This is a genomic window from Streptomyces umbrinus (assembly GCF_030817415.1).
GTDB lineage: Bacteria > Actinomycetota > Actinomycetes > Streptomycetales > Streptomycetaceae > Streptomyces > Streptomyces umbrinus_A.
Map to the genome: position 1 here is coordinate 10,278,549 of NZ_JAUSZI010000002.1, position 22,901 is coordinate 10,301,449.

General features: G+C 70.8%; 21 protein-coding genes and 1 pseudogene. 14 read left to right on the plus strand and 8 right to left on the minus strand.

The annotated features are described in order from the left end of the window. The first annotated feature begins 10 nt into the window (after nt 1–10). The 6 genes from QF035_RS45560 (at nt 11) to QF035_RS45585 (ending at nt 6,128) form a co-directional block, all read left to right on the plus strand. On the plus strand, nt 11–322 hold the full coding sequence (locus QF035_RS45560) for an urease subunit beta (protein ID WP_143642976.1): 312 nt from the start codon (nt 11–13) through the stop codon (nt 320–322). After that, on the plus strand, nt 315–2,036 hold the full coding sequence (locus tag QF035_RS45565; RefSeq protein WP_307527805.1) for an urease subunit alpha: 1,722 nt from the start codon (nt 315–317) through the stop codon (nt 2,034–2,036). The genes QF035_RS45560 and QF035_RS45565 overlap by 8 nt, the downstream gene beginning before the upstream one ends. A 65-nt stretch (nt 2,037–2,101) precedes the next feature. Further along, on the plus strand, nt 2,102–2,776 hold the full coding sequence (locus QF035_RS45570) for an urease accessory protein UreF (RefSeq protein ID WP_307527807.1): 675 nt from the start codon (nt 2,102–2,104) through the stop codon (nt 2,774–2,776). Between the two features lie 154 nt (nt 2,777–2,930). After that, on the plus strand, nt 2,931–3,608 hold the full coding sequence (ureG, locus tag QF035_RS45575; protein ID WP_307527808.1) for an urease accessory protein UreG: 678 nt from the start codon (nt 2,931–2,933) through the stop codon (nt 3,606–3,608). Continuing rightward, nucleotides 3,605–4,396 carry an urease accessory protein UreD gene (locus QF035_RS45580; RefSeq protein WP_307527810.1) on the plus strand — a complete coding sequence of 264 codons (792 nt, stop codon included), beginning with the start codon at nt 3,605–3,607 and terminating at the stop codon, nt 4,394–4,396. The genes ureG and QF035_RS45580 overlap by 4 nt, the downstream gene beginning before the upstream one ends. Nucleotides 4,397–4,541: 145 nt before the next feature. Beyond that, nucleotides 4,542–6,128, plus strand: coding sequence for an alpha/beta hydrolase (locus tag QF035_RS45585; protein WP_307527812.1), 1,587 nt, complete (start codon nt 4,542–4,544; stop codon nt 6,126–6,128). Nucleotides 6,129–6,189: 61 nt separating this feature from the next. On the opposite strand, the gene QF035_RS45590 is transcribed toward QF035_RS45585, so the two are convergent. The 3 genes from QF035_RS45590 to QF035_RS45600 all read right to left on the minus strand — a co-directional run bounded on the left by QF035_RS45590 (nt 6,190) and on the right by QF035_RS45600 (nt 9,398). Beyond that, nucleotides 6,190–7,215: an NAD-dependent epimerase/dehydratase family protein gene (locus tag QF035_RS45590; protein WP_307527814.1), complete on the minus strand. Its 1,026-nt coding sequence runs from the start codon at nt 7,213–7,215 to the stop codon at nt 6,190–6,192. Nucleotides 7,216–7,305: 90 nt separating this feature from the next. Further along, complete coding sequence (locus tag QF035_RS45595; protein ID WP_307527816.1) at nt 7,306–8,034, minus strand: lysophospholipid acyltransferase family protein; 729 nt, start codon at nt 8,032–8,034, stop codon at nt 7,306–7,308. A 155-nt stretch (nt 8,035–8,189) separates the two neighbouring features. Next, complete coding sequence (locus QF035_RS45600; RefSeq protein WP_307527818.1) at nt 8,190–9,398, minus strand: CdaR family transcriptional regulator; 1,209 nt, start codon at nt 9,396–9,398, stop codon at nt 8,190–8,192. Between the two features lie 315 nt (nt 9,399–9,713). On the opposite strand from QF035_RS45600, the gene QF035_RS45605 reads away from it, so the two are divergent. The 4 genes from QF035_RS45605 to QF035_RS45620 are packed head-to-tail and all read left to right on the plus strand — an operon-like array spanning nt 9,714 to nt 13,496. Then, nucleotides 9,714–10,607 (plus strand): substrate-binding periplasmic protein, encoded by an 894-nt coding sequence (locus tag QF035_RS45605; protein ID WP_307527820.1) that lies wholly within the window; start codon nt 9,714–9,716, stop codon nt 10,605–10,607. A gap of 14 nt (nt 10,608–10,621) precedes the next feature. Continuing rightward, nucleotides 10,622–11,389: an amino acid ABC transporter permease gene (locus QF035_RS45610; protein ID WP_269650940.1), complete on the plus strand. Its 768-nt coding sequence runs from the start codon at nt 10,622–10,624 to the stop codon at nt 11,387–11,389. After that, nucleotides 11,386–12,192, plus strand: coding sequence for an amino acid ABC transporter ATP-binding protein (locus QF035_RS45615; RefSeq protein ID WP_307527822.1), 807 nt, complete (start codon nt 11,386–11,388; stop codon nt 12,190–12,192). The genes QF035_RS45610 and QF035_RS45615 overlap by 4 nt, the downstream gene beginning before the upstream one ends. Continuing rightward, nucleotides 12,189–13,496, plus strand: a complete 1,308-nt coding sequence (locus QF035_RS45620) for an NAD(P)/FAD-dependent oxidoreductase (RefSeq protein ID WP_307527824.1) — start codon at nt 12,189–12,191, stop codon at nt 13,494–13,496. The genes QF035_RS45615 and QF035_RS45620 overlap by 4 nt, the downstream gene beginning before the upstream one ends. A 204-nt stretch (nt 13,497–13,700) precedes the next feature. Here QF035_RS45620 and rocD read toward each other — a convergent pair whose 3' ends face one another. The 3 genes from rocD to QF035_RS45635 form a co-directional block, all read right to left on the minus strand. After that, entirely contained in the window at nt 13,701–14,933 is a 1,233-nt protein-coding gene (gene rocD, locus QF035_RS45625; protein WP_307527826.1) for an ornithine--oxo-acid transaminase, read from the minus strand. Then, on the minus strand, nt 14,930–15,751 hold the full coding sequence (gene ddaH / locus QF035_RS45630; protein ID WP_307527828.1) for a dimethylargininase: 822 nt from the start codon (nt 15,749–15,751) through the stop codon (nt 14,930–14,932). Before ddaH ends, rocD begins: the two co-directional genes overlap by 4 nt. A 254-nt stretch (nt 15,752–16,005) precedes the next feature. Continuing rightward, complete coding sequence (locus QF035_RS45635) at nt 16,006–16,494, minus strand: Lrp/AsnC family transcriptional regulator (protein WP_055617082.1); 489 nt, start codon at nt 16,492–16,494, stop codon at nt 16,006–16,008. Nucleotides 16,495–16,571: 77 nt separating this feature from the next. Here QF035_RS45635 and QF035_RS45640 point away from each other — a divergent pair, with 77 nt between their 5' ends. From QF035_RS45640 to QF035_RS45655, 4 genes and pseudogenes are all read left to right on the plus strand, one after another. After that, on the plus strand, nt 16,572–17,327 hold the full coding sequence (locus tag QF035_RS45640) for a LytR/AlgR family response regulator transcription factor (RefSeq protein WP_307527831.1): 756 nt from the start codon (nt 16,572–16,574) through the stop codon (nt 17,325–17,327). Between the two features lie 11 nt (nt 17,328–17,338). Further along, nucleotides 17,339–17,695 (plus strand): hypothetical protein, encoded by a 357-nt coding sequence (locus QF035_RS45645; protein WP_307527833.1) that lies wholly within the window; start codon nt 17,339–17,341, stop codon nt 17,693–17,695. 76 nt (nt 17,696–17,771) lie between these two features. Beyond that, nucleotides 17,772–19,501, plus strand: a pseudogene (locus tag QF035_RS45650) (sodium/solute symporter). Continuing rightward, nucleotides 19,498–20,712, plus strand: a complete 1,215-nt coding sequence (locus QF035_RS45655; protein ID WP_307527834.1) for a sensor histidine kinase — start codon at nt 19,498–19,500, stop codon at nt 20,710–20,712. The pseudogene QF035_RS45650 and the gene QF035_RS45655 overlap by 4 nt, the downstream one beginning before the upstream one ends. A gap of 53 nt (nt 20,713–20,765) precedes the next feature. Here QF035_RS45655 and QF035_RS45660 read toward each other — a convergent pair whose 3' ends face one another. Then, complete coding sequence (locus tag QF035_RS45660; RefSeq protein ID WP_107102596.1) at nt 20,766–20,924, minus strand: hypothetical protein; 159 nt, start codon at nt 20,922–20,924, stop codon at nt 20,766–20,768. A gap of 13 nt (nt 20,925–20,937) precedes the next feature. After that, entirely contained in the window at nt 20,938–22,890 is a 1,953-nt protein-coding gene (locus QF035_RS45665) for a serine/threonine-protein kinase (protein WP_307527835.1), read from the minus strand. Nucleotides 22,891–22,901: the final 11 nt, after the last annotated feature.

The following is a 22,901-nucleotide window of genomic DNA, read 5'->3' on the forward strand; positions in this document are numbered from 1 at the left end:
AGCGGCAGCCATGATTCCCGGAGAGATCCTGTTCGCCGACGGACCCGTCGCCTTCAACGAGGGCCTCGAAGTCACCCGGCTCACCGTCCTCAACGCCGCCGACCGGCCCGTCCAGGTCGGCTCCCACTACCACTTCGCCGAGGCCAACCCCGGTCTGGACTTCGACCGCGCCGCCGCGCGCGGCAAGCGGCTCAACGTCGCCGCCGGCACCGCCGTGCGCTTCGAGCCCGGGATCCCCGTCGACGTCGAACTCGTCCCGCTCACCGGCGCCCGTGTCGTGCCCGGCCTGCGCGGCGAGACCGGAGGTGCCCTCGATGCCTGAGATCTCGCGTGCCGCGTACGCCGACCTGTTCGGCCCCACCACCGGCGACCGCATCCGGCTCGCCGACACCGATCTGCTGATCGAGATCGAGGAGGATCGTTCCGGCGGTCCCGGACGCGCCGGTGACGAGGCCGTGTTCGGCGGCGGCAAGGTCATCCGCGAGTCCATGGGCCAGTCGCGTGCTACGCGCGCAGACGGCACCCCGGACACCGTCATCACGGGTGCGGTGATCATCGACCACTGGGGGATCATCAAGGCCGACGTGGGCATCCGCGACGGCCGGATCACCGGCATCGGCAAGGCGGGCAACCCGGACACCATGGACGGGGTGCACCCGGACCTGGTGATCGGCCCGGAGACCGAGATCATCGCGGGCAACGGGCGGATCCTGACCGCGGGGGCGATCGACGCCCATGTGCATCTGATCTGTCCGCAGATCGCCGACGAGGCGCTGGCCTCCGGGATCACGACGCTCATCGGCGGCGGCACCGGTCCGGCCGAGGGCTCCAAGGCGACCACCGTCACGCCCGGTCCCTGGCACCTGGCCCGGATGCTGGAGGCGATGGAGGAGTACCCGCTCAACTTCGGGCTCCTCGGCAAGGGCAACACCGTCTCCCAGGAGGCGATGCTCTCCCAGCTGCGCGGCGGGGCGCTGGGACTCAAGCTGCACGAGGACTGGGGCTCCACGCCCGCCGTCATCGACGCGGCGCTCACGGTGGCTGACCGGACCGGCGCGCAGATCGCCATCCACACGGACACCCTCAACGAGGCCGGGTTCGTGGCCGACACGCTCGCCGCGATCGCGGGGCGCACCATCCACGCGTACCACACGGAGGGTGCCGGCGGCGGGCACGCGCCGGACATCATGACCGTGGTCTCCGAGGCGCACGTGCTGCCCAGCTCGACCAACCCGACCCGGCCCTACACCGTCAACACCGCCGAGGAACACCTCGACATGCTGATGGTCTGCCACCACCTCAACGCGGCCGTGCCCGAGGACCTCGCCTTCGCCGAGTCCCGGATCCGGCCCACCACCATCGGGGCCGAGGACATCCTGCACGACCTCGGCGCCATCTCGATCATCTCCTCCGACGCACAGGCCATGGGGCGCGTGGGCGAGGTCATCATGCGGACCTGGCAGACGGCCCACGTCATGAAGCGGCGGAGGGGCGCGCTGCCCGGGGACGGACGCGCGGACAACCATCGTGTACGTCGCTATGTCGCCAAGTACACAATCAACCCGGCCCTCGCCCAGGGGCTCGCCCGCGAGGTCGGCTCCGTCGAGACCGGGAAGCTCGCCGATCTCGTGCTGTGGGAGCCCGCGTTCTTCGGCGTCAAGCCGCATCTCGTCGTCAAGGGCGGGCAGATCGCGTACGCGCAGATGGGCGACGCCAACGCGTCCATTCCCACACCGCAGCCGATCCTGCCCCGGCCGATGTTCGGGGCGATCGGGCGGGCGCCCGCCTCCAACTCCTTCAACTTCGTCGCACCGATCGCGATCGAGGACGGGCTGCCCGAGCGGCTCGGGCTCGGCAAGCGGTTCGTGTCGATCGAGTCGACCCGCGGGGTGACCAAGGCGGACATGCGGGAGAACGACGCGCGGCCGCGGGTGCAGGTCGATCCCGACAGTTTCGCCGTCACGATCGACGGGGAGCTGGTGGAGGCCACGCCCGCTGCCGAACTGCCCATGGCCCAGCGGTATTTCTTGTTCTGACCTTCCGGGGTCGTCTCCGGGTCCGATTCCGGTTCCGACTCCGACTCTGCGTTCTGAGGCTCGTCATGTCGCGTGCTGCGTTGCTTGTGCTGGCCGACGGCCGGTTTCCCGCCGGGGGGCATGCCCACTCCGGTGGGGCCGAGGCCGCGGTCAAGGCCGGGCGGATCACTGGTGCGGAGAGCCTGGCGGAGTTCTGCCGGGGGCGGTTGCACACGGCGGGGCTGGTGTCTGCCTCGCTCGCCGCGGCCGCCGCCCTCGGGCTCGATCCGGTGGAACTGGACGGTGCCGCGGACGCGCGTACGCCGTCCCTCGCCCTGCGGGTCGCCGCCCGGAAGCTCGGGCGGCAGTTGATGCGCGCCGCTCGGGCGACGTGGCCGTCCGCCGAACTCGACGCGCTGGCAAGGGTGTTCCCCAAGGGCGCCCATCAGCCGGTCGTTCTCGGGCTGGCTGCCCGGGCCGCGGGGCTCGGGGCGGAGGATGCCGCGTACTGCGCTCTGTACGAGAGTGTCAGTGGGCCGGCGAGTGCGACGGTGCGGTTGCTGAGCCTTGATCCGTTCGATGCGACCGGGGTGTTGGCTCGGTTGGCGCCCGAGCTTGATCTGGTGGCGGAGCAGGCGAGTGCGGCGGCGCGGTGTGCGTTGGAGGGCGGGGTCGGGGTGTTGCCTGCGGCTTCCGCGCCGGTGCTGGAGATCAGTGCGGAGGTGCATGCTGCTTGGGCTGTGCGGTTGTTTGCCTCCTAGGGCTTTTTTCGCCCCCGCCGCCCCTACCCATTCCCGTCCCTTTCTGGGGGCTGCGCCCCCAGACCCCCGCATCGGCCTGAACGGCCTCGTCCTCAAGCGCCGGACGGGCTGGGTGGGCTGGATGTGACCCAGTTGAAGAAGTGGAGCCGTATCCATGCATCTTGACCACTCCCACGATGGTGCCTCCGCCGTCAGCGCCGACGCCCACCGGCCGGACGGGCGGCGTCGGGCCCTGCGGATCGGGCTCGGGGGTCCCGTCGGGTCCGGGAAGACAGCCACCGTGGCAGCGCTCTGTCGGGTTCTGCGGGATGAGCTGTCGTTGGCGGTTGTCACCAATGACATCTATACGCGTGAGGACGCCGAGTTCCTGTTGCGGGAGGCCGTGTTGCCGCCCGAACGGATCACGGCTGTGGAAACCGGAGCCTGTCCGCACACGGCGATTCGGGACGACATCTCCGCGAATCTCGAAGCCGTCGAGGACCTGGAGGACGAGGTCGGGCCCCTGGATCTCGTCCTTGTCGAGTCGGGGGGTGACAACCTCACCGCGACCTTCAGCAGGGGGCTTGTCGACGCTCAGATTTTTGTGATCGATGTGGCCGGAGGGGACGACATTCCGCGGAAGGGTGGGCCCGGGGTCACCACCGCCGACCTGCTTGTCGTCAACAAGACCGACCTCGCTCCGTACGTCGGTTCCGACCTCGGGCGGATGGCCGCCGACGCCAAGGCGCAGCGGGCCGAACTGCCGGTGGTTTTCCAGTCGTTGCGGGCCGAGGACGGGGTGAAGGACGTCGCCGCCTGGGTGCGGGCGCAGCTCGCCGCGTGGACGGCATGACGGCCGGAGAGGCCGGGATGCCTGCGGTGTCCGGGGCTTCCGGGGTGCGTGCCCTCGCGCGGATCGGGGCGCGGGCCGACGGGCGGGGCGGTACCGCGCTGCCCACGCTGGAGGGGCAGGGGCCGCTCGCCCTGCGCCGCACGCGGGCCAGTGGTTCCGAGGCGCGGGTCATGCTGGTCGGTGCGATGAGCGGACCCCTGGGCGGCGACCACTTCACCGTCGAGGCCGAGGTCGGTGACGGTGCGCGGCTGCACGTCGGGTCGGCCGCGGCCACCATCGCGCTGCCCGGGCAGGCCAAGGGCGAGGCGCGCTACGACGTACGGCTCACGGTGGCCGAAGGCGGTGAACTGCGCTGGCTGCCCGAGCAGTTGATCTCCGCCAACGGGAGCGAGCTGTGCGTCAGCACCGGTGTGGACCTTGCTGCCGGTGCGCGGCTGGTGCTGCGCGAGGAGCAGGTGCTCGGGCGGGCCAACGAGGAGCCCGGGCGGCTTGCCAGTCGGCTCACCGTGCGGCTCGAGGGGCGTCCGCTGCTCGATCAGGAGCTCTCCTGCGGGCCCGGGGCGCCGGGTGGATGGGACGGTCCCGCCGTGCTCGCCGGGCATCGCGCGCTCGGGCAACTCGTCGTCGTACGACCGGAGTTCGGCCGGAAGCCGGTCGAGGCGCGGTTGCTGGGGGAGTACGCCGTGCTCACTCCGCTCGCCGGTCCCGGAGCTCTCGTGACCGCGCTCGCGCCCGACGCGCTGCGTCTGCGGCGCATCCTCGACGAGGCGCTCGGCGCACTCGCCTGAAACAAACCGCACCGCTCAACGGGCAGTGATGTTCCGGCTATCGGATTGGCAAAGAAGCCACTTCACCCCTGTTCTCAGGGACCTCACAGCCGGAAGGATCCCCCTACTGACCACAACGACAGTAGACAGTAGGGGGAGGACTCACTTGAGGGGTTTGAGAAGGGCGACGGCGTTCGGCTCGGCCGGAGCGCTCGTCACAGCGACGCTGATAGCCGGCGCCGTCGCGGCCCCGACGGCCAGCGCGGAGAGCCGCCACGGCCAGGACAGCCAGACGCGCGGCGCCGCGATCGCCGCCGCTCGCGCGGCCAAGGCAGGCATCGACTGGACGGACTGTCCGGCCGACTGGGGAATCGCGAAGCCCGTCCAGTGCGGCTGGGTCACCGTGCCGCTCGACTACGCGAAGCCCAACGGCAAGAAGATCAAGCTCGCCGTGGACCGCATCGGCAACACGGGTACGAAGGCGGAGCGCCAGGGCGCACTCGTCTACAACCCGGGCGGCCCCGGTGGCTCCGGACTGCGCTTCCCGCTCCGGGTCACCACCAAGAACCCGCTGTGGGTGAAGGCATCGAAGGCGTACGACTTCGTGGGCTTCGACCCGCGCGGCGTCGGTCACTCGGCGCCCATCTCCTGCATCGACCCGCAGGAGTTCGTGAAGGCCCCGAAGATGGACCCGGTGCCGGACTCCGAGGCCGACAAGCGCGCCCAGCGCAAGCTCGCAGCCGAGTACGCGGACGGCTGTGCCGAGCGCAGCGGCGACATGCTGCCGCAGATGACGACCCCCAACACCGTCCGTGACCTGGATGTCATCCGGGCCGCGCTCGGCGAGAAGAAGCTCAACTTCCTGGGCGTCTCGTACGGCACGTACATCGCCGCCGTGTACGGCACGATGTACCCGACCCACGTCCGCCGCATGATCGCGGACAGTGTCGTCAACCCGTCGCGCGAGAAGATCTGGTACGAGGCCAACCTCGACCAGGACGTCGCCTTCGAGATGCGCTGGAAGGACTGGCAGGACTGGGTCGCCAAGAACGACGCGGCCTTCCACCTCGGCGACACCCGGGCCAAGGTCCAGGAGCAGTGGCTGAAGCTGCGTGCCACCGCCAAGAAGAACCCCATCGGCGGGGTCGTCGGCCCGGCCGAGCTGATCGGCTTCTTCCAGAGCGCCCCGTACTACGACTCGTCGTGGGTGCCGGTCGCGACCGTCTTCAGCAAGTACGTCGCTGGTGACACCCAGGCACTCGTCGACGCCGCGGCCCCCGACCCGTCGGACACCGCGGGCAACATCGCCTCGGAGAACGGCAACGCCGTCTACACGGCGGTCGAGTGCACCGACGCCAAGTGGCCCACCAGCTGGAAGAAGTGGGACCGCGACAACACCGAGCTGCACAAGAACTACCCGTTCATGACGTGGGCCAACGCCTGGCTGAACCTGCCGTGCGCGACCTGGCCCGCCAAGCAGCAGACCCCGGTCAACGTGAAGTCCGGCAAGGGTCTGCCGCCCGTCCTGATCGTGCAGGCCACGCGTGACGCCGCCACTCCGTACGAAGGTGGCGTCGAGCTGCACAAGCGGTTCAAGGGCTCCCGCCTGATCACCGAGAAGGACGCGGGCTCGCACGGTGTGACCGGTCTGACCAACCCCTGCATCAACGAGCGGGTGGACACCTACCTGCTCACCGGCAAGGTCGACTCGGCCGACGTGACGTGCACCCCGCACGCCACGCCCAAGCCGTAGCGGTAGCAGAGCCGTAGCAGCACGTGGATGAGGGGCGGCCGGGATTCCGACCGCCCCTCGTTCATGCCCGCAGCCAGGCGTCCTCCGCCGCGTAGTCGAAGAGGTCGCCGTAGTTCTGGAACATCTTCGGGTACGCCTCCCGCCAGTCCCGCCCCGCCAGTTGCTGCTCGATCCAGGCGACCGTGTCGGGCAGCGTCTCCGCGTACCGCGCCACCGCCCGGTACCCCAACTCCCGTTCGGCGGCCGTCATGTCGCAGACCACCGGGTGCGGAACGGACCACGGGGTGTCGCCCACGGTCTCGGCGGGCGCGGGTCCGTCGACCAGGACGCTCTCGGTCTCGACACCCATCACCGCGTCGACGGCGACGGCGATCTCCGCCACCGTGGGCGCGTCGGGATCGACGGCGTTCAGGACCCGGGCGCCGGGCTTCCGCGCGGCCAGCCGGACGAGCTCCGCGATGTTGTGGACGCTCGCCGGATGGAAGCGGCTCTCCCCGCCGTACGCGAGTACACGCCGACGCCGGCCGTCCAGGTTGCGTTTGACGAAGTACAGCTCACGCGGGGTACGGCAGTGCGGCCCGTGGATCGCTCCCGCGCGCAACAGCGTGGTCGGCAACTCGTCGGCGACGGCGAGGAGTTCACGCTCCAGACCGGCCTTGCGGGTGCTGTAGGAGGTTTCGCCGGGCGCGATGGTCCGCTGCTTCTCCGACAGGGGCACCGGATACTCCGGGAACCCGTCGGGCTGCTCCTGCGTATCGAAGTTGCGGCCCTTGTCGTCCTCGTACACCGACAGGCTTGAGACCACCACGGCCGATCCGACGCGACCGGCCAGATTCGTCAACTGCCGTACGTGCTCGGGCCCGTAGGCCACCATGTCCACCAGTACGTCGCAGCCGTCTCCGACCGCGGCGGCCAGGGCGGAGTCGTCCGTGCGGTCCGCCCGGGCCGTCCGTACCCCGTCGGGCCAGGACCCGTCCCGTCCGCCGCCGCGTGAGACGGCCGTCACCTCCCAGCCGTCCGTGGCGAGCGCCCCCACGGCCACCCGCCCGATCTGTCCCGTCGCTCCGATCACCACAGCTCGTCCCATGGGGCGACCGTAGGGCCCCGGCCGCCGGGATCCCAGTGCATTAGCTGTGGGCAGATCGTCCCGGCTCGGCGGACGCCGGTCCGGTGACGGTCACCTCAGCGGCATACGGGGGAACTTGCGCTTCGCCAGTGCCGCCTTCTCGGCGGCCTCCTCCGCCTTGACGACGGCCGCGTACCGGTCGACGTACTCCTGCTCGGAGAGGGTGAGGATCGCGTACATGATCTCGTCGGTGATGGCGCGCAGGATCGCCTTCTCGTTCTCCATGCCGGCGTAGCGGGAGAATTCGAGGGGCTCCCCGAAGCGGATCGACACGGGGTGGATCTTGGGGATCTTGCGGCCCGGGGGCTGGGCCTCGAAGGTGCCGATCATCGCGCACGGGATGACCGGGACCCCGGCCCTGAGAGCCATCACCGCGACGCCGACCTTGCCCTTGTAGAGGCGGCCGTCGTGCGAGCGCGTGCCCTCCGGGTAGATGCCGAGCAGCTCGTCCTTGCTCAGCACGCCGAGGCCCTCGCGGATGGCCGCCTGCCCCGCGTCCTTGCCGGAGCGGTCCACCGGGATCTGCCCGGCGCTGCGGAAGAAGGCCGCCGTCAGCCGGCCTCTGACGCCCGGGCCCGTGAAGTACTCGGCCTTGGCGAGGAACGTGATGCGCCGCTTGAGGATCGCGGGCATCAGGAAGTGGTCCGAGAACGACAGGTGATTGCCTGCGACGATGGCCGCACCCGTCGCCGGTACGTGCTCCAGCCCCTCGATCCGAGGGCGGAAGACCAGCCGCAACAGCGGTCCCAGAATCACGTACTTGAGAACGTAATAGAACAAGGGGTCGCTCCTCACTTCACAGGATCGGCTCAACCGCCGCGTTCTGGCTGGTCAACAGGTGTGCTGCGGGACGCCAGTGTATGTGCAGAGGCGGATCTCCGTAACCGTCTCCGAACGCACTCATGCTGCCCCGCTGCCCTCTTCCGGACCACCCGTCAGGGCAGTACCTGGCTCGATCCTGCCGCGTCGCCGCTGCCCAACTGGTCGGCCAGGCAGGCGAGATACAGCGCCATGGTGGTCCGGTGCTCCCTCAGGGGGCGGCCGGTGATCTGCTCGATCTTGTTCATGCGGTAGACCACGGTGTTGCGGTGGACGTGCAGGGCCGCGGACGCCCGTACGAGGTTGAAGCCGTTCTCGCACCACGCGGTGATCGTGTCGCGGAGCACCGGCCAGTCCGGCTGGGCGCGCAGGTCCGTGGCGGTCAGGGCGAGCAGGCGGCTGCGCGCGGGCTGGCCGACCGTGGCCAGGACCTGGTGGACCCGCAGATCGGTGATCAGGTGGACGGGGGCGCGGCCCGCCAGCCGGGCGCCGAGGCGCAGCGCGTCGCACGCGTCCTGGTACGAGTCGTGCAGGGCGCCGACCGAGGCGGCCGGTTCGCCGATCCCCGCGCGGGCCGTGAGGCCGCCCTGCGTGGCGATCAGGTCGGTGACGCGCCGGCAGCCGACGGACAGGGCGTCCTCGGGCTGGTCGGGCTGGAGCCGGTGCAGTACGCCGATCCAGCCGGGAGCCGTCGTGGCGATGATGTCCTGCGGGTCGGCGAACACCTCGCGGACCGTGCGGAGCAGTTCCGAGCGGACCAGCGCCATGTCCCGGGTCGGCGTGCCGTGCCGACGGCCGCCGGTGTCCGGCACGGTCACCTCGAAGGCCACCGCGACCCGCCGCAACCGCAGATCGAAGCCCAGCTCGGCGGCCCGGAAGACGAGGAAGTCACCCTCCACCACCTGCGGGTCGTACGAGGCGATGTCGGCCAGCAGCTTCTCCGCCGCTCGCTCGGCGAGCAGCCGCGAGCGGAGCATCACCGACTCCCGGAGCAGGATCTCCGTCTGCCGCTTCACCAGCAGTCCGAAGCGGCGCACCTGGGCGGGCGTACCGGTGATCCCGACCGTCCCCACCGCCTGCCCGTCGGTGACCAGCGGCAGCGTGACACCCGGGCGTACGCCCTGCAGCAGATGGGCCTGCGACGCGTTGTGCGTGGCCGGTTCCTGTGTACGGATCACCTCGACGGACGCCTCGTGGAACGTGCCGACCCGGTGGGTGTCGCCGCTGCCGATGACCATCCCGTCCGCGTCGGTGATCAGCACGTTGAAGCCGATGACCGCGGAGGTGTCCCCGGCGATCTCCTGGGCGAGTGACGGACTCAGCACGGGCGTTCCTCCCGTCGAGGGGACATCCCGGGAACATCCCGGGACGGACCGGGGACGGACCTGGGGTGGATCGACGATGGATCCGAGGTGTCGAAGTGGACGCACCGTACAGCAGACCGCGCGATTTCGGCCGCAAGTTCGTACGAAGTGAACGGTGACGCACGACCGGCCTGTCCCTAGCGTATGAGCCCATCACATCCCCGCCGGGGGCACAGCGCGGTGAACGGCGGGCCCCTTCACTGCCGATACCCGTGCCGTTACGGAAGGCCCAAGCCGATGATCCGTGTGCGCTCACTTGTCGCTGTTCTGTCAGCGATGCTCCTGATACCGGCGGTCGCCGGCTGTGGTTCGGACGGCGACGACGAACCGAAGAACGTGTCCGCGAAGACCGCCGCCCTGGGCACGATCACGCCAGGCGTGATCAAGGTCGCCGTCCAGCCGTACGCGCCCTACACCAGCGTCCAGGGCGACAGGATCGTCGGCCTGGACGGCGACATCCTCGCCTACGCGGCCAAGAAGCTCGGCCTTGAGGTCAAGCCCCAGGTGACGGACTTCGCGGGCATGCTCGCCGGAGTGCAGTCGCGCCGCGTGGACATCACCATCGGCGGCGTCGCCTGGTCCGCCGACCGTCAGAAACAGGGCCTGTTCACCGACCCGCCCTATTACTCGCCCCCGGCGATGGCCGTACGGTCCGGCAAGACGTACAAGACGGTCGACGACCTGAAGGGCCTGCAGCTCGGGACGGTCGAGGGGTACGTCTGGGTCAAGTCCATCCAGGCCGTGCCCGGCGCCGAACTGCACGCCTACCCCGACGCCAACGGCGTGTTCGACGACCTCGGCGCGGGCCGCGTGGACGTCGGCTTCCTCGACCCGCTGATCATCATCGCGGCGCAGAAGGAACGCCCGGAGCTGAAGATCGACACCCAGTACATGACGCCGCCGACCGCCGCACAGGTCAAGGCGAAGCCGGCGTACGAGTACTTCCAGCCGTACCAGACCGGCTTCTACCTGCCCAAGAAGGCCACCAAGCTGGAGAAGGCCGTCTCCGCGCAGATCGACGCCATGTACGAGAACGGCGAGCTGGAGAAACTCGTCAAGAAGTACGGCGGCGACCCCGAGCAGTTCCTCAAGCCCTCCGCCGACGTCGCCACAGCGCGCCGGGGAGTGGACCGGCCTCAGGACTGGACACCCCCGTCCATCGCGCAGTGAGGGGAGGAACATCCATGAACGACATCGCCTCCGGCCTCTTCCAGGTCCCCTGGTCCGAATACCGGCCCGACCTCCTCGACGCGCTCTGGCGCACCGTCTCCTACACGGCTGTGAGCTTCGTCGGCGCGGTCGCCCTCGGTCTCGCGGTGGCACTGCTGCGGCTGAGCAAGGCATGGCCCGCGCGGGCCGTCGCAGCCGTCTACACCGAGGTCTTCAAGAACGTCCCGCTGCTGGCCATCATCTTCCTGACCTACTTCGGCCTGGCCTCGGCCGGGCTGCGGCTGGACGTGTTCACGGCCGGCTGTCTGAGCCTCGTCGTCTTCTACGCCGCCTACCTGTCCGAGATCTTCCGCTCCGCGATCAGCGGCGTACATGCCGGACAGACCGAGGCGGGCGAGGCGCTCGGGCTCGGCAGGACCGGCATCTTCAGCCACATCGTCCTGCCACAGGCGCTGAGGCAGGCGCTGCCCGGCACCAACACCATGCTGGTCGACCTGCTGAAGTCCACCTCGCTGCTCGTCACCGTCTCCGCGGCCGAGCTGATGTCCGAGGGACGGCTCATCACGTCGGCCACCTTCCGGGCACTGGAGGTCTACCTGGTCATCTCGGCCATCTACTTCGCCCTCTGCTACCCGCTCTCCCAGCTCCTCCTGCTGCTGGAGCGGAAGGTGCGGGCGGGCGTCCCGCTGTCCCCGTGGCGCCGGCGCCGGATGCGGGCGGCCCGCGCGCTGCTCGCGAGCGACCTCGTCGTGGACGCCGACCGGAAGGAGGCGACGGTATGACCGAGCCCGTCACCACCACGAAGACCACTGAGCCCACGGCCGAGTCTCCGGCTCCCGACGCGGTCGTACGGATCGACGGGCTGAGCAAGTCCTTCGACGGCCGCCTCGTGCTCGACGACGTCCACCTGGAGGTCGGCCGCGGCCGCATCGTGAGCGTCATCGGCCAGAGCGGTGGCGGCAAGACGACCCTGATGCGCTGCGTCAACCTCCTCGAACGGCCGGACAAGGGCACGGTCGAGGTCGCCGGAGAGATCGTCCATCAAGGCGGCCGTACGGTCTGCCGCGACCTGGCCCGGCTGCGTCGCACCGTCGGCATGGTCTTCCAGCGGTTCCACCTGTTCCCGCACCTCACGGCCGTCGAGAACGTCGTCCTCGCCCAGCGCAAGGCGGGCATCCCCGAACAGGAGGCGCTGGAACGGGCCGTCGCCCTGCTGCGCCGGGTCAAGGTCGCCCACCGCGCCCTCGCCCACCCCGACCAGCTCTCCGGCGGCGAGCAGCAGCGAGTCGCCATCGCCCGGGCCCTCGCGCTCAAGCCCGAGGTGCTCCTCTTCGACGAACCCACGTCCTCCCTGGACCCGGAGGCCACCCGGGAGGTACTGAGCGTGATGCGCGAACTCGCCGCGGACGGGATGACCATGCTGCTGGTGACCCACGAACTGCCTTTCGCCCGCGAGGTGGCCGACCACGTCGTCTTCGTCGACGGCGGCCGGATCGTGGAGGAGGGCAGGCCCGAGGACGTCCTCGACAGCCCCGCCCAGGCCCGTACCCGGGAGTTCCTCGCCTCGTACGGAACCGCGTCATGACCGCTGCGTCCACCGCGGCCGGTACCAGGGGACCGGTCGGCGACCACCCCGTCGTGGTCGTCGGAGGAGGCGTCGTCGGACTGTGCACGGCGTACTACCTGGCCGTGGCCGGTGTCCCCGTGGAGGTCGTCGAGCGGCGCGGCCTCGGCTCCGGGGTGTCCCGGGGCAACGCCGGCTGGGTCTGCCTCAGCCATTCGACACCGGTGCCCGCCCCGGGGGTCGTGCGCTACGCGTTGCGTTCGCTGGGCCGGCCCGACTCGCCGCTCTATCTGCGGCCGTTGCCGGACCCGGCGTTCGTACGGTGGCTGTGGCGGTTCTGGCGCAGCAGCACACCGGCCGCCTTCCGGCGCGGCTACGCGGCGATCGCCGAGCTCAACCAGGACACCTTCGACCTCTTCGACGGTCTGCGCGAGGCCGGGGTCGACACGACGCTGACCCGGCCCGGCATGGTGCACGCCTTCCTGTCGGCTACCGAGGCCCGGCACCATCTCGCGGTCCAGCGGGAGATGGCGGACGGCCGTTACCCGATGCCCGACGACGTGACCACGGGTCCCGAGGCGCGCCTGCTGGACGACGCACTGTCGTCCCGGGTGCGGGCGGCCTATCTCGTCGAGGGGGAGGGCGTGGTCGACCCCGAGGCGTTCGCCCGGGCGCTCGGTGAGGCACTGGCGACCCTGGGCGTGAAGGTCCACGAGAACGCGGAGGCGACCGGATTCCGGTCCTCGGGCGGGCAGGTCACCGCGCTGCGCACCGCCCAGGGCGAGATTCCCTGCTCAGCCGTCGTGGTCGCGGCCGGGATGCGTTCGCCGGGTCTGCTGCGTGCCCTGGGGAGTCCGTTGCCCCTCCAGGCGGGCAAGGGCTACAGCTTCTCGGTGGACCTGGATCCGGCGCCCCGGCACACGCTGTACTTCGGCGAGCGCAGGGCTGTCGCGTCGCCCATCGGCGGTACGACGCGGATCGGCGGGACGATGGAGTTGAGCGGGAACAACAACCGCCTCGACTGGCGTCGCATCGTGGCTGTCGCGCTTGCGAGTCGGCACTACCTGGGGCGCTGGTTCGACGATCCGGACGACCTCGTCAGCCTGATCCGGGATCCCTGGGTGGGTGGGCGGCCCTTCCTTCCCGACGGGCTTCCGGTGATCGACCGGGTGCCGGGGCACGAGAACGCGTTCGCGGCTACCGGGCACGGGATGCTTGGGGTCACGTTGGGGCCGGTCACGGGGCATCGGCTTGCCGAGTACATCCGTACGGGGCGGAGGCCCGAAGGGCTCGCGCCGTTTCGGTTCGATCGGCTTCTCCGCTGAGCCGTCGTGCCGCGGAGCGGGTCTTGGGGGCTTCGCCCCCTGCCCCGGTGGTTCGTTGGCCGCGGGCCGGTGGGGGCTGGTCGCGCAGTTCCCCGCGCCCCCCGCTGAGTGTCTGAAGGGGCGGCCCCTCAAGTCGGCTGAGGGGCCGCCCCCTGAAGGCCTTGGAGGGGCGCCCCCGCATCCCCGGAGGTGCGCCCCTCGCCGTCAGGCCCCTTCCGTCAGGACCCTTTCCAGGGAACCCAGCGCCGTCTGGAGTTCCTCGCCCGTGATCGTCAGAGGCGGGGCGAGGCGGATCGTCGAGCCGTGGGTGTCCTTCACGAGGACCCCCTCTCGCATGAGGCGTTCGCTGATGTCGCGGCCGGTGCCGATGGCGGGGTCGATGTCGACGCCCGCCCACAGGCCGCGGGCCCGGAAGCCCTGGACGCCCTTGCCGACGAGGGCGGTCAGACCGCCCCTCAGGACGATGCCCAACTCCGCGGCCCTGCGCTGGTATTCGCCGGTCTCCAGCAGTTCCACGACGGCCGAGCCGACCGCCGCGGACAGCGGGTTGCCGCCGAACGTCGACCCGTGTTCGCCGGGGCGCAGCACCTGGAGCACATCGCGGCGGGCGACCACCGCGGAGACGGGCACGATGCCGCCGCCGAGCGCCTTGCCGAGCAGCAGCATGTCCGGGACGACGTCCTCGTGCTCGACGGCGAGCGTGCGTCCCGTACGGCCGAGGCCGGACTGGATCTCGTCCGCGATGAACAGGCAGCCGGTGCGCCGCGTCAGTTCGCGGACGCCGCGCAGATAACCGTCGTCGGGGATGACGACACCCGCCTCGCCCTGGATCGGCTCGATCAGGACGGCCGCGGTCGTCTCGTCGATCGCCGCTTCGAGCGCGGCGAGATCGTTGTACGGGACCACGCGGAAGCCCGGCGTGAAGGGGCCGAAGCCGGCGCGGGCCGTCTCGTCGGTGGAGAAGCTGACGATGGTCGTCGTACGGCCGTGGAAGTTGTCCGCGGCCACGACGATGGTCGCCTGGTCCGGTGCGACGCCCTTCACCTCGTACGCCCACTTGCGGGCCACCTTGATGGCGCTCTCCACGGCCTCGGCGCCCGTGTTCATCGGCAGCACCATGTCCAGGCCCGTCAACTCGGCCAGGGACTCCGCGAACTGGGCCAGCCGGTCGTTGTGGAAGGCTCGCGAGGTGAGCGTCAGCTGGTCGAGCTGCCGGTGTGCCGCCTCGATCAGCGCCGGGTGGCGGTGCCCGAAGTTGAGGGCCGAGTAGCCGGCCAGCATGTCGAGGTAGCGGCGGCCCTCGACGTCCTCGACCCAGGCGCCCTCGGCGCGCGCGACGACCACGGGCAGTGGGTGGTAGTTGTGCGCGAGGACGGGCTCCTCGGCGCGGATCAGCTCGGCGGACGAACGCAGGCAGCGGCTGGGAGCGACGGTCATGAGCGGATCTCCTGGGTGCAGCACTTGATGCCCCCGCCTGCCTTCTGGAACTCCGACAGGTCGACGGGGACGGGAACATAGCCGTGGCGGGCGAGCTCGCCCGCGAGTGCCTCGGCGCGCGGCGCGATGAAGACATGACGGCCGTCCGAGACGGAGTTCAGCCCGAACGCCATCGCGTCCTCGTGTGTGGCGATCACCGCGTCCGGGAACAGCAGGCGCAGCACCTCACGGCTGCCCGCGGAGAAGGCCTCCGGGTAGTACGCGATGTTCGCCTCGGGTCCGTCGTCGAGCACGAACAGCGCGGTGTCCAGGTGGTAGAAGCGCGGGTCCACCAGCGTGAGGCTGACCGTCGGGACGCCGAAGAACTCCTGCACCTCGTGGTGGGCGGCCCGTTCCGTACGGAATCCGGTGCCGGCCAGCAGGTGGCGGCCGGCGAAGACCAGGTCGCCCTCACCCTCGCACACCGCCTCGGGGCGGTAGACGTCGAAGCCCGCGTTCTTGAACCACGTCTCGTACGCGGTCGACTCCGGGCGGCGCTGCGGCGCGTGGAAGAGCGAGCCGAAGACCCGGCCGGCCACGACCAGCGCCGAGTTCGCGGCGAAGACCATGTCGGGCAGACCGTCGACCGGTTCCACGCTGTCGACGGTGTGGCCGTGGGCGCGGTAGGCGCGGATCAGCTCCGCCCACTGTCCTCGGGCCAGATCGACGTCGACCTGTGTGTCCTCATGCATCCAGGGATTGATGGCGTACTGCACGGCGAAGTGTCTGGGTTCGCAGACAAGAAAGCGCCTCGATCGCGGCACACGGCTCATGGGCACAGAGGGGTTCCTCCGCTTTCCTGCGGTGTTGGGTGGGATACCTCAACGGTAGGAAGCGGAGGCCGGTCTCGACAAGAATCGGGGATTGCGCGTCACCGCAGGGATGCTGCGTGTTCGGACCGGTCCACGCACGATTGCTGCGCGGGTGGTCCGGAGGGGGCTCACTCCCGCTGTCCGGGCCTGGAAACGCTCCTGCTCCCGCTGTCCGGGGGGTCGGGAACTCTCATGCTCCCGCAGTCCGGGTCGGGAAACGCTCACGCCTCCGGAGCGGGCTGGCTCGCCCCCGCCTCCGGGCTCTCCGGCAGCAGATGCGACAGCACCATGTAGCTGATCGTCTTGCGGATGAACGGCTCCACCCGGATCCGCTCCAGCACCTCCTCGAAGTGCTCCACGTCCCGGGCCCGCACATGCAGCAGCGCGTCCGCGCCGCCGGTCACCGTCATGGCGGCGGTGATCTCGGGATGGTTGCGCATCACCTCCGCGAGCCGCCGCGGCGGGGCGGCGCCCTCGCAGTACACCTCCACGTACGCCTCCGTACGCCAGCCCAGCGCGGCCGGCTCCACCGTCGCCGAGAACCCGGTGATCACGCCGGTCTCGCGCATCCGGTCGACCCGGCGCTTGACCGCGGTGGCGGACAGACCGACCGCCGCGCCGATCTCGGCGAAGCTCGTGCGGGCGTTCGCCATCAGAGCCGTGACGATCTTGCGGTCGAGATCGTCGAAGGGGGCGGACGTGGGTGTCATGCGGGCACTGTATCCAGCGGCCACGACCTGGCCCGCCGCATGTGCAGGCGTGCGAATTGCTCCTACACTCCGGGTTCATGCTGCGCGCCCTCGCCGTCGACGACGAACCGCCCTCCCTCGAAGAGCTGCTCTATCTGCTGGACGCCGATCCACGGGTGAGCAGCGTCGAGGGTGCGAGCGATGCCACCGCCGCCCTGCGCCGGATCAACCGCGCCCTGGAGAGCGGCCCCGGCGGCGACGAGGGCATCGACGTCGTCTTCCTCGACATCCACATGCCGGGCCTCGACGGGCTCGACATGGCACGGCTGCTCGCCGGGTTCGCCAAACCCCCGCTCGTCGTCTTCGTCACCGCCCACGAGGGCTTCGCCGTGCAGGCCTTCGACCTCAAGGCCGTCGACTACGTCCTGAAGCCCGTACGCCGGGAACGCCTGGCCGAGGCCGTCCGCCGGGCCGTCGAGCAGATGGACGCGGCCCCGCTCATACCCGTGCACGAACCCGACCCGGACCACATATCCGTCGAGCTCGGGGGAGTCACCCGCTTCGTCGCCGTGGAGGACATCACCCACGTCGAGGCCCACGGGGACTACGCGCGACTGCACACCGCCCAGGGCAGTCACCTCGTCCGCATCCCGCTTTCTACTCTTGAGGAACGCTGGCGCTCGCGCGGCTTCGTACGCATCCACCGCCGCCATCTCGTCGCCCTCGGCCACATCAGCGAACTCCGGCTGGACGCGGGTACCGTCAGCGTCCTGGTCGACTCGGTCGAACTCCAGGTCAGCCGCCGTCACGCACGCGAACTGCGCGACCTGCTGATGCGCCGGACCGCGAGCTGAGGAGGCCCGAGATGCCCCAGGACCCCACCGACCGCCGGGTCGTCGTCACCGGGCCGCCGCGCCGTACGCGCCCGCTGAGCCGCTCCCGGCCGCGCACCGAGATCGACGAGCAGACCACGCTCGGGCACACCTACGTCCGCTCGCTGATGCGCTCCCAACTGCGCGCAGCGCTCACCGTGTTCGCCGTGCTCGTCCTCCTCGTGGGCCCGCTGCCGCTGGTGTTCGCCTCGATGGGCGACAGTTCGAGCCTGGAGTGGATCGTGCTCGGCTTCTGCGTCTATCCGCCGCTGGTGATCCTCGCCCGCTGGTACGTGCGCCGCGCCGACCGCAACGAGAAGGACTTCGTCCGCCTCGTCGAGGACCGCTAGCCCGTGACCGAGACCCACTGAGCCCATGGACGAGAGCACCGCGTGATCGAGAACAGCCCGTGATCGAGAGCAGCCCGTGAACGAGAACTACGCCGTCCCCGCGGTCGCGCTCGTGGTCGTCGCGACCGTCTTCGTCGGCGCCTTCGGCCTGCGCATATCCCGTACCACCTCGGACTTCTACGTGGCCTCCCGCACGGTCGGCCCCCGGCTGAACGCGGCGGCCATCAGCGGCGAGAGTACCTCTCCGCCGCCTCCTTCCTCGGCATCGCGGGCCTCGTCCTCGTCCAGGGCCCCGACATGCTCTGGTACCCGGTCGGCTACACCGCCGGCTATCTCGTCCTGCTGCTCTTCGTCGCGGCCCCGCTGCGCCGCTCCGGCGCCTACACGCTGCCGGACTTCGCCGAGGCCCGCCTCGCCTCGCAGGCCGTACGGCGGCTGGCCGGAGCGTTCGTCGTCGGCGTCGGCTGGCTCTACCTCCTGCCCCAACTCCAGGGCGCGGGACTGACGTTGAACGTCCTGACCGGAGCGTCCAAGCCGCTCGGCGGCATCATCGTCGCCGTGGTCGTGGTCGCGACGGTCGCCGCGGGCGGCATGCGCAGCATCACCTTCGTGCAGGCCTTCCAGTACTGGCTCAAGCTCACCGCCCTGCTCGTCCCCGCGCTCTTCCTCGTCCTCGCCTGGCAGGGCGACGGAGCCCCGGACCGCCCCTTCGACGAACCGGCCACGTTCCGCGAGCACCGCGTGGTCCGCATCGACGCCGGACTCGACCTCAAGCTCGGCCAACCACTGAGCGTCACCGCGACGGGCACGGTCGACGGCGAGCGGTACGAGGACGATCGGGTCCGGCTCCCGGCCGGCGTCCACCGCATCGAACAGGGCACCCGGCTGACCTTCACCAAGGGCGACCCGGTCCCCGTCGCGGACCGCGGCAGCAACGGCGGCATGTCCACCTCCCTCGCCGCCGGCCGCGAGGAACGTCCGCTGTACGCCACGTACGGACTGATCCTCGCCACCTTCCTCGGCACCATGGGACTGCCGCACGTCGTCGTCCGCTTCTACACCAGCCCTCACGGTGTCGCCGCCCGCCGCACCACCGTCGCCGTGCTCGGCCTGATCGGCGCCTTCTATCTGCTGCCGCCCGTCTACGGAGCGCTGGGCCGCCTGTACGCGCCCGAGCTGACCCTCACCGGGGACGCGGACGCCGCCGTACTGCTGCTGCCCGACCGGGTGATCGGCGGGCTCGGCGGGGACCTGCTGGGCGCGCTGGTGGCGGGCGGGGCCTTCGCCGCGTTCCTGTCCACGGCATCGGGCCTGACCATGGCGGTGGCGGGCGTGCTCACCCAGGACGTGCTGCCCTCGCGCGGCGTACGGCACTTCAGGCTCGGCACGGTTCTCGCCATGATCGTGCCGCTCGCGGCCAGTTCGATCGTCGGCGGACTGCCGGTCGCGGACGCCGTGGGACTGGCCTTCGCGGTGTCCGCCTCGTCCTTCTGTCCGCTGCTCGTCCTCGGCATCTGGTGGCACCGGCTCACCCCGCCGGGCGCGGCGGCCGGGATGATCGTCGGCGGCGGCTCGGCGCTGCTCGCGGTCGCCGCCACGATGGCGGGCTTCCCGGGCACGGGCTCGCTGCACGCACTCCTCGCCTGGCCCGCGCTCTGGTCGGTGCCCCTGGGCTTCCTCACCATGGTGCTGGTGTCCCTCGCGACACCCGGGCGGGTGCCGGTCGGAACGGCCGCCATCCTCGCCCGCTTCCATCTGCCGGAGGAACTGGCCGGCGGACAGGTACGCGCGGAGGTCAAGGCATGAGCGGTTTCCTGGCCGGGCTCTGCGTGGCCGTACTCCCGCTGCTGGCCGCCGGATTCTGGCTCGGCCGGCGCACCTCCCGCCCGTCGAGCCTCGGCGGCCTCGGCACCCCCGTCGAGCACGCCACCTTCGAGACCCTGCACACCGCGTCGCTCGCCGCCCCGCCGCTGCGGGCCGGCCTGACCGGGGAGACGGCCCGAAAATCGGCGCGACGACTGCGCACCCTGCTCGGCACCGACGCGCTCTGCCTCACCGACCAGGACACGGTCCTCGCCTGGGAGGGCGTCGGCGAGCACCACCGGGACCAGATCATGGAGCGGCTCGGCGGTCCCCTGGAGACCGGCCGCGGCGAGGCCTTCCGCCTCGACTGCGACGAGCCGTACTGCCCCCTGCGCTGGGCCGTCGTAGCCCCGCTCACCGTCGACGACAGGGTGCACGGGGCGCTCGTCGCCTGCGCGCCCCGCGAGTCGGCGGTGCTCGTCCGGGCCACCGGCGAGGTCGCCCGCTGGGTCTCGGTCCAGCTGGAACTGGCCGACCTCGACCAGTCCCGCACCCGGCTGATCGAGGCCGAGATCAAGGCGCTGCGGGCCCAGATATCCCCGCACTTCATCTTCAACTCGCTCGCGGTGATCGCTTCGTTCGTCCGCACCGACCCCGAGCGTGCCCGTGAACTCCTCCTGGAATTCGCCGACTTCACCCGCTACTCGTTCCGCAGGCACGGTGATTTCACGACGCTCGCCGACGAACTGCACGCCATCGACCACTACTTGGCGCTGGTCAGGGCCCGCTTCGGCGACCGGCTCTCGGTCACCCTGCAGATCGCCCCCGAGGTACTCCCGGTGACCCTGCCCTTTCTCTGTCTCCAGCCGCTCGTCGAGAACGCCGTGAAGCACGGCCTCGAAGGCGGCACCGGGAAGGTCGACAAGAGCCGCATCAGCATCACCGCACAGGACGCGGGCGCCGAGGCGCTGGTCGTCATCGAGGACGACGGCCCCGGCATGGACCCCGACCGGCTGCGCCGCATCCTGTCCGGCGAGGTCAGCCCCTCAGGCGGCATCGGCCTGTCGAACGTCGACGACCGGCTGCGGCAGGTGTACGGCGACGACTACGGCCTCGTCATCGAGACCGCACTCGGAGCGGGCATGAAAATCACCGCCAGGCTGCCGAAATACCAGCCGGGCGTGCACTCGGCGGGGCGCCTGCCCCGCGAATGAGCCCCCGGGCGAAGAACCGCCGAAGCTGCCCGGGGGACTGATTGCGGAACACGTCAGGTGGGGCGCGACACCACCATGGCCAGCGTGATCAGACCGAGCACCACCCAGCCGAACCACAGCCAGCCGCTGCTCCCGAGCGCCACCGTGTAGGCCGTGACCACCACCAGTCCGCCTACGGTGAGCACTCCCATGGTCTTCGTGGAACCGGGCATCGCAACACCCTCCTCATGGTTCGTCTTTCTCCATGGTGCCCCGGTCTTGGCGAATTGCAGTGCACACTACGAAACGCGTCCCCGAGTTCCACCCGCTGTTACCCACCCAGGCGGCGGCCTCGTAGACGCTGGGGTCGTAGCCGTAGTCCTGGGGCGGGATCTCCTTCTGGCAGGTTTCGGGTGCTTTGTCGTGTGCGTCGTCGAGGCTGGTACCCGGAGGCATGCGGAAGAAGTCGAGCACCTGCTGCTCATGAGGACCGTCACAGGAAACCAGCTTTGCGCGGTTGCCGGAAACCTTGTCGAGGCAGTCCCGCTTCTGCATGGTGGCGGTGTCCTTGAAGAGCGTGCCCGGCTTGCGGTTGTCCCCGAGCGGGCCGTACACGGGAAAGCCATGTGCGTCCAGCAGCAGACAGGCGACGCGACGGTCGGCGGCGTCGAATCCGTCGGCGGTCGGGACAGCGGCGAAGGCGCGGATGTCCGCCAGCTTCTTACGGGTCTCCCCGGTGCGCTGCTCGCACTGGGCGGCTGCTCCGGTGCGGGCCTCCTCGGCGGACCCGGTCTCGAACACCGCCAGGACCTGCCCCTCGTTGTTCCTGTCGTCGCAGCCCACGACCTTGAGCGCGGGCTCGCCCGAGAACGGCGTGCCGGGCCATTCGGCGTCGATGCAGTCGCCGTCCTGGAGCGGCGTGGTGAGCCCGACGGCCTCCCCATACGGCTTCCCGGCACCCTTCCCCGGCAAGTACGCCATCGCGTACCAGGCCCCGCCGCCCGCCAGGGCCAGCCCCAGTGCGGTCGCCAGTAGGGCCTTCAGGACGCGGTGGCGCGGCCGGCGCCTGCTGGTGGTGGCCGGGGGAGGCCCGTAACCCTGCCCGATCGGCCATGGGGAGGGCCCCTGCCCGGGCGGCGGCCAGGTGGCGGGGGTCTCCTGGCCGGGCGCCGCCGAGGACTCCTGGGCGGCCGACGGCGCGTACCACTGTGAGCCGTTCGCGTGGCTCTGCGAGGGCCCGGGTGGCTCGGGGGCACGGGGTGCGGCCGTATGGGTGGGCCCGCCCGCCCAGGGCGGCTCCGAGCCGGGGTCGAACTGGGTCCGGGGGTGCGACTGCGGTGTCAGGATCGCGGACAGCGCGGCCTCGGCCTCCTCCGCGGTGATCCGGTGGACGGGGTTCTTGGTGAGCATGGCCGCCAGGAGCGACTCCAGCGCGCCCGCGCGCAGTGTCGGACGCGGCTCCTCCAGTACGACGGCGGTCAGCGCCGCGAGCCCCGAGTCGCGGTCGAAGGGGCCGTAGCCCTCGACGGCGTAGTAGAGCGTGCAGCCCAGCGAGAACAGGTCGGCCGCGGCGGTGGGCGGCCCGCCCTGGGCACGCTCGGGCGCCAGATACCCGGCGGTGCCCACCAGCACGGAGGTCTGCGTGTAGCGCGTCTCGCCGCCGTCGGGCTGCACGGAGATGCCGTAGTCCGTGAGCAGCACCCGGGCGTACGGCGACCCGGCGCGGTCCGGGGCCAGCAGGATGTTGGCGGGCTTCACGTCCCGGTGCATGACGCCCCGCTCGTGCCCGGCGGTCAGCGCGTCCAGCACGGCGAGTCCGACGCGGGCGCACTCGGCGGGGGCCAGCGGCCCGCGCTGGGTGACCAGGGCGTGCAGGTCGAGCGCGCCCGGCACGTACTCCATGACGATCCAGGGCAGGCCCTCGTGCTCCAGCACGTCGTGCACGGTCACCACGTGCGGGTGGCCGCGCAGCCCCGCGGCGTGCCGGGCCTCGGCACGGGCCCGGGCGACCCGGGCCGAGCGGTCGCCGTCCTCGCCCGGGCTGCGGAACACGATCTCCTTGAGCGCGACCTCGCAGGCCAGCCGCTGGTCGTGGGCGAGCCAGACATGTCCCATGCCGCCGCTGCCCAGCTGGTTCAGCAGAAGGTACCGGCCGGCGATGACCCGGCCGACTCCCGACTGCGGTGATCCTGATGCCATCCGGTCACTCC

Excerpts from the sequence above, each read along its gene's own strand:
- QF035_RS45560 (WP_143642976.1), top strand. The coding sequence starts at position 11 with ATGATTCCCGGAGAGATCCTGTTCGCCGACGGACCCGTCGCCTTCAAC.
- QF035_RS45565 (WP_307527805.1), top strand. The coding sequence starts at position 315 with ATGCCTGAGATCTCGCGTGCCGCGTACGCCGACCTGTTCGGCCCCACC.
- QF035_RS45570 (WP_307527807.1), top strand. The coding sequence starts at position 2,102 with ATGTCGCGTGCTGCGTTGCTTGTGCTGGCCGACGGCCGGTTTCCCGCC.
- ureG (WP_307527808.1), top strand. The coding sequence starts at position 2,931 with ATGCATCTTGACCACTCCCACGATGGTGCCTCCGCCGTCAGCGCCGAC.
- QF035_RS45580 (WP_307527810.1), top strand. The coding sequence starts at position 3,605 with ATGACGGCCGGAGAGGCCGGGATGCCTGCGGTGTCCGGGGCTTCCGGG.
- QF035_RS45590 (WP_307527814.1), bottom strand. The coding sequence starts at position 7,215 with ATGGGACGAGCTGTGGTGATCGGAGCGACGGGACAGATCGGGCGGGTG.
- QF035_RS45605 (WP_307527820.1), top strand. The coding sequence starts at position 9,714 with ATGCTCCTGATACCGGCGGTCGCCGGCTGTGGTTCGGACGGCGACGAC.
- QF035_RS45610 (WP_269650940.1), top strand. The coding sequence starts at position 10,622 with ATGAACGACATCGCCTCCGGCCTCTTCCAGGTCCCCTGGTCCGAATAC.
- QF035_RS45615 (WP_307527822.1), top strand. The coding sequence starts at position 11,386 with ATGACCGAGCCCGTCACCACCACGAAGACCACTGAGCCCACGGCCGAG.
- QF035_RS45620 (WP_307527824.1), top strand. The coding sequence starts at position 12,189 with ATGACCGCTGCGTCCACCGCGGCCGGTACCAGGGGACCGGTCGGCGAC.
- rocD (WP_307527826.1), bottom strand. The coding sequence starts at position 14,933 with ATGACCGTCGCTCCCAGCCGCTGCCTGCGTTCGTCCGCCGAGCTGATC.
- QF035_RS45635 (WP_055617082.1), bottom strand. The coding sequence starts at position 16,494 with ATGACACCCACGTCCGCCCCCTTCGACGATCTCGACCGCAAGATCGTC.
- QF035_RS45640 (WP_307527831.1), top strand. The coding sequence starts at position 16,572 with ATGCTGCGCGCCCTCGCCGTCGACGACGAACCGCCCTCCCTCGAAGAG.
- QF035_RS45645 (WP_307527833.1), top strand. The coding sequence starts at position 17,339 with ATGCCCCAGGACCCCACCGACCGCCGGGTCGTCGTCACCGGGCCGCCG.
- QF035_RS45655 (WP_307527834.1), top strand. The coding sequence starts at position 19,498 with ATGAGCGGTTTCCTGGCCGGGCTCTGCGTGGCCGTACTCCCGCTGCTG.
- QF035_RS45660 (WP_107102596.1), bottom strand. The coding sequence starts at position 20,924 with ATGCCCGGTTCCACGAAGACCATGGGAGTGCTCACCGTAGGCGGACTG.
- QF035_RS45665 (WP_307527835.1), bottom strand. The coding sequence starts at position 22,890 with ATGGCATCAGGATCACCGCAGTCGGGAGTCGGCCGGGTCATCGCCGGC.